Source organism: Candidatus Thioglobus sp. (genome assembly GCF_028599055.1).
Taxonomy (GTDB): domain Bacteria; phylum Pseudomonadota; class Gammaproteobacteria; order PS1; family Pseudothioglobaceae; genus Thioglobus_A.
Genome location: NZ_JAQRMS010000091.1, coordinates 1 through 4,701, shown reverse-complemented (window position 1 = coordinate 4,701; position 4,701 = coordinate 1). Strand labels below are relative to the sequence as shown.

At 41.1% G+C, this 4,701-nt stretch carries 6 protein-coding genes; 4 read left to right on the top strand and 2 right to left on the bottom strand.

The genetic code is table 11. From position 1 onward, the window contains the following. A partial coding sequence (locus tag PSN35_RS06075; RefSeq protein ID WP_300030873.1) for an HAD-IA family hydrolase occupies positions 1–596 on the bottom strand: 596 nt, incomplete at its 3' end. Then, on the bottom strand, positions 571–1,959 hold the full coding sequence (gene cysS / locus PSN35_RS06070) for a cysteine--tRNA ligase (protein WP_300030869.1): 1,389 nt from the start codon (positions 1,957–1,959) through the stop codon (positions 571–573). The genes PSN35_RS06075 and cysS, both read right to left, overlap by 26 nt. Before the next feature lie 159 nt (positions 1,960–2,118). Here cysS and PSN35_RS06065 point away from each other — a divergent pair, with 159 nt between their 5' ends. From PSN35_RS06065 to PSN35_RS06050, 4 genes are all read left to right on the top strand, one after another. Further along, positions 2,119–2,718, top strand: coding sequence for a peroxiredoxin (locus tag PSN35_RS06065; RefSeq protein ID WP_300030866.1), 600 nt, complete (start codon positions 2,119–2,121; stop codon positions 2,716–2,718). Positions 2,719–2,789: 71 nt separating this feature from the next. Then, positions 2,790–2,954, top strand: coding sequence for a rubredoxin (locus PSN35_RS06060; protein ID WP_300030864.1), 165 nt, complete (start codon positions 2,790–2,792; stop codon positions 2,952–2,954). 41 nt (positions 2,955–2,995) lie between these two features. After that, a complete protein-coding gene (gene leuB, locus PSN35_RS06055; RefSeq protein ID WP_300030862.1) occupies positions 2,996–4,069 on the top strand; it encodes a 3-isopropylmalate dehydrogenase in 1,074 nt (357 codons plus the stop codon). 2 nt (positions 4,070–4,071) lie between these two features. After that, entirely contained in the window at positions 4,072–4,311 is a 240-nt protein-coding gene (locus tag PSN35_RS06050; protein ID WP_300030860.1) for a glutaredoxin domain-containing protein, read from the top strand. Positions 4,312–4,701 lie beyond the last annotated feature (390 nt).

Below are 4,701 nucleotides of genomic sequence, written 5' to 3'. Positions count from 1 at the left end.
CTGATAGCAACTACAGTGCCAATGCCAAATTGTTTGGCAGAATTAAGCACACTAATTGAATCATCGAAAAAAATACTGGTCTGTTTGTTTAGGTTGATGGCTTGCTCTAGCTGCTGCCAAAATCCTTGATCTTCTTTAGCTACGCCATAATCGTGTGAGGTGATAATTTCATCAAAATAGCTTTCTAAATTAGTGATGCGCATTTTTAGTTTGACTGTTTTTCGATGAGCGTTGGTTACTAAATAAATGCGCTTATTGTGTTGTTTGGCTTGATCCAAAAAATCCAATACAAAAGGATGGATTTGAATCAAGTGTGAAACATCTTCTTTAAGTTGGGCGATATCTAGCTCAAAAATCTTTTGCCAATAATCTAGACAATACCAATGCAGTTTGCCTTGTTCGGCTTCCAGCATTGGGCGAATTTTATCTTTAGATTGCTGGAGGCTGATGTTGTGTTTGTTGGCGTATACCAATGGTAGGTATTCTAGCCAAAAATGCAGATCAAAATTAAGGTCTAATAGTGTGCCATCCATATCCAGTAGGATGGTGTCAATAGATGACCAGTTAATGCTATTTTCTGCGCCAACTGGTGCCATCTGAAGTGTCCTCTAAAACAATACCAAGCTCGGTGAGCTCATCTCTAATTTGATCAGACAAGGCAAAGTCTTTGTTGGTTTTTGCCTCGTTACGTTGCTTGATTTTTTCGTCAATCATTGCATCATCTAAGTCAGTGCCCTGCTTTAAAAAGGCGTCAGCCTTCATTTGCAAAATACCAATAAAACCACCTAGTTTAATCAGTAGTTGCGATAAAGCACTTGCCTGATCGAGGTCTTTGTTGCGCTCAGAGTTAATTGATTTGGCTAGTTCGAATAAAATACTGAGTGCAATTGGCGTGTTGAAATCATCATCTAGCGCTTCATTAAATCGGGTTTCAAAATCAAAGCGTTGAGAGACTTCATTGGTAGCTGCTTCACTGGCATTTAAACCGCGAATAGCTGTGTACAAACGAGTGATTGAGGTTTTGGCGTTATCCAGGTTGGCATCAGAAAAATTCAACGGTGAACGATAGTGCGAACTCATGATGAAGTAACGCAAAGTTTCACCGTCATAATTTTCTAGTACACCCCGAATGGTGAAAAAATTATTCAGCGACTTACTCATTTTTTCATCGTTGATATTAACAAAGCCAACATGCATCCAGGTGTTTACGAAGCTACAGCTGTTTGCTCCTTCAGATTGGGCAATTTCGTTTTCATGATGCGGGAAAGATAAATCCATGCCGCCACCATGAATATCAAAATGCTTGCCTAAATGATGGGTGGACATGGCCGAACACTCAATGTGCCAGCCTGGGCGCCCGTCACCCCAAGGCGATTCCCAGCTAGGCTCGTCAGCTTTAGCCATTTTCCATAGGACAAAATCGAGCGGATCTTTTTTGTCTGAATCAACATCAACACGAGCGCCGGCTTCTAAATCATCTAAGTTTTTACCACTCAGTTTGCCATAGTCGGCAAATTTGCGCACCGAATAATACACATCCCCATTGTTTGCTTGATAAGCAAACCCCTTGTCAACCAAGGATTTAATCATATAAAACATTTGATCCATGGCGTCAGTCGCACGAGGCTCAATATCAGGTGGCAAAATACCCAGCGCACGCTCGTCCTCATGCATGGCATCAATAAAACGATTAGTCAAACTATAGATATCTTCTTTGTTTTCAATTGCACGCTGGATAATTTTATCGTCAATATCGGTGATATTGCGCACATAGGTTACTTCTGGAAAGTTGCGTCTTAAGTGACGTGTAATCACATCAAACATCACTAATACGCGCGCATGGCCCATATGACAGTAATCGTAAACTGTCATGCCACAAACATACATGCCGATCTTGTCTGGATCGATGGGATGAAAAACTTCTTTTTGTTTACTGAGCGTGTTGTAGATTTTAAGCATTAAAAGATATTTTTATAAATAACTAAGTCTGAATAATTTTATTTTACGTTAAAGTGATGTCAATATGACCTGATACACAAACCCTTATTTTTTTATGAGTATTGAGTGCGCTTGTTGTTGTATAATTCATGAGTTTATTAATTAATTATTGGAGAAGATATGAGCGTTTTAGTAACCCAACAAGCACCAGATTTTACCGCTGCAGCTGTATTAGCTGATGGCACAATCGTTGACGATTTTCAGCTGTCTAGCCTTAAAGGTAAAAAGATCATGTTGTTCTTTTACCCATTGGATTTTACGTTTGTTTGTCCATCAGAAATTCTAGCACATCATCATCGTGTTGCGCAATTTGCTGAGAAAGGTGTAGAAGTTGTAGGTGTGTCAATCGACTCACAATTCACGCATAATGCTTGGCGTAATACTGCAGTCAATGATGGTGGTTTGGGCGCAGTTGATTTTCCATTAGTAGCAGATGTTAATCATGCAATCATGGAAGCTTACGGCATTGTTCACCCAGCCGGTGTTGCACTACGTGCTTCGTTCTTAATTGATGAGAATTTTGATGTGCGCCATCAAGTGGTTAACGATCTACCATTGGGCAGAAACGTTGATGAAATGCTACGCATGGTTGATGCACTTGATTTCCACACCACACATGGCGAAGTTTGCCCTGCCGGTTGGAATAAAGGCGACGAAGGCATGAAAGACACGCCAGCTGGTGTGGCTGAGTACCTAGCAAAAAACGCTGACAATCTGTAGTTAAGCGCTTATCGCATTTAAAGGGAGTGTTTCACTCCCTTTTTTATTGAACAATTTACAAGGAAATAGAGATGAAGAGATATAAATGTATGGTGTGTGATTGGATTTATGATGAAGCTAAAGGTTCGCCAAAAGAAGGTATTGAGCCAGGTACCAAGTGGAAAGATGTGCCTGAGGATTGGGTATGTCCAGATTGCGGTGTCACCAAGGATCAATTTGAGATGGTTGAAATCTAGTAAAATAGCTGTTTTTTAAGATTTAAACAAAAGGAAAGAGCATGTCAAAAGTGTTGGTGTTGCCAGGTGATGGTATTGGACAGGAAATTGTTGCTCAAGCGTTAAAAGTTATTGATCATTTAAACAACAATGATAACTTGGGTATGGAGTTAGTGCACGGCTTAATTGGCGGCACGGCTTATGATGAAACCGGCTCACCATTACCGCAAGCGACACTAGATGCTGCTAAAGCATGTGATTCAATTTTACTCGGTGCTGTTGGCGGCTATCAGTGGGAGGCGTTAGAGCGTGACCTGCGCCCTGAGCGTGGTTTACTTGGTTTGCGTGCGGAGATGGATTTATTTTCAAACCTGCGTCCGGCTATTTTGTACCCACAATTGGCTTCTGCTTCAACCCTTAAAGAAGAAATCGTGTCAGGTCTGGACCTGATGATTGTGCGTGAATTGGTGGCCGGTATTTATTTTGGTCAGCCACGTGGTATTGAAACTCGTGATGGCGAGCGTTACGGCTTTAATAGTGCTACGTACTATGAATCTGAAATTCGCCGTATTGGCCATTCAGCTTTTAAAATTGCCCAAAAACGCGACAAGCGCGTTTGTTCAGTAGACAAGGCTAACGTGCTAGAAGTATGCGAGCTTTGGCGCGATGTTATGGAAGAAGTGGCTAAAGACTACCCAGATGTAGAGCTTTCACACATGTATGTAGATAATGCCGCGATGCAATTGGTTAAAGCGCCAAAACAATTTGATGTAATGGTAACGTCTAATTTATTTGGCGATGTGTTGTCTGATTGTGCCGCTATGTTAACGGGTTCTATTGGTATGCTACCAAGTGCATCGCTTAATAAAGATGGCTTTGGTATGTACGAGCCGATTCATGGTTCTGCGCCAGACATTGCTGGCCAAGATATGGCCAATCCATTGGCGACCATTTTGTCAGTTTCAATGATGTTGCGTTACTCGCTTGATCAGGTAGATCTTGCTGATAAGATTGATCGTTCGGTTAATACGGTACTTGATCAGGGCTATCGTACTGCTGACATCGCCAGTGAAGGTGATACGGTTGTCGGCACAAACGAGATGGGTGATTTAGTTGTTAAGGCTTTACAGGGTTAATCATGAAAATTGTCGTCTACTCAACCAATACCTGCCCCATTTGCGTAAAAACCAAAGAACTTTTAGACAAATGGAATCTGCCATTTGAGCAAAAATATATTGATGAAGATCGCGCTCATATGGTGGAGTTTTCCAAAGTAACGAATGGTGCACGTATGGTGCCGCAAATAACTATTGATGGTAAGCATATTGGTGGGTTTAGTGATCTTACCGAACTGCATATGGACGGCTTTTTCGACTAAACAAGGGTACTTTTTGCCAAAGGCTTTGTTGTCGAAATTCTCAAAAACAGTCACTTGCTAATACGCCCAAAGGAAGTGCCCTTGGGGTATAAGCTCCTGTCTTTTCAAATTCCTTGCGCCTCGACTTTGGTAAAAATTACCGCTTATTGTTAGAGTAACCATTTCAATAATAAGCGGCTTGTTGAAAGTAAGGGGTGCTATTCTTTTCTAGAACAGCCAGATTAGTAATGCTACAACCACCACAATGGGTAGTACATATTTTGTAATATCAAATTCCTCTTGAACAGGCCTCTGATTCTATTCAAAGACTTGGTGTATTTTGTTCTTAACTTGACCTGAAGGTCAAGCAAAATACACCATTGCTAATTAAACTTAGTTGTGCACTTATGA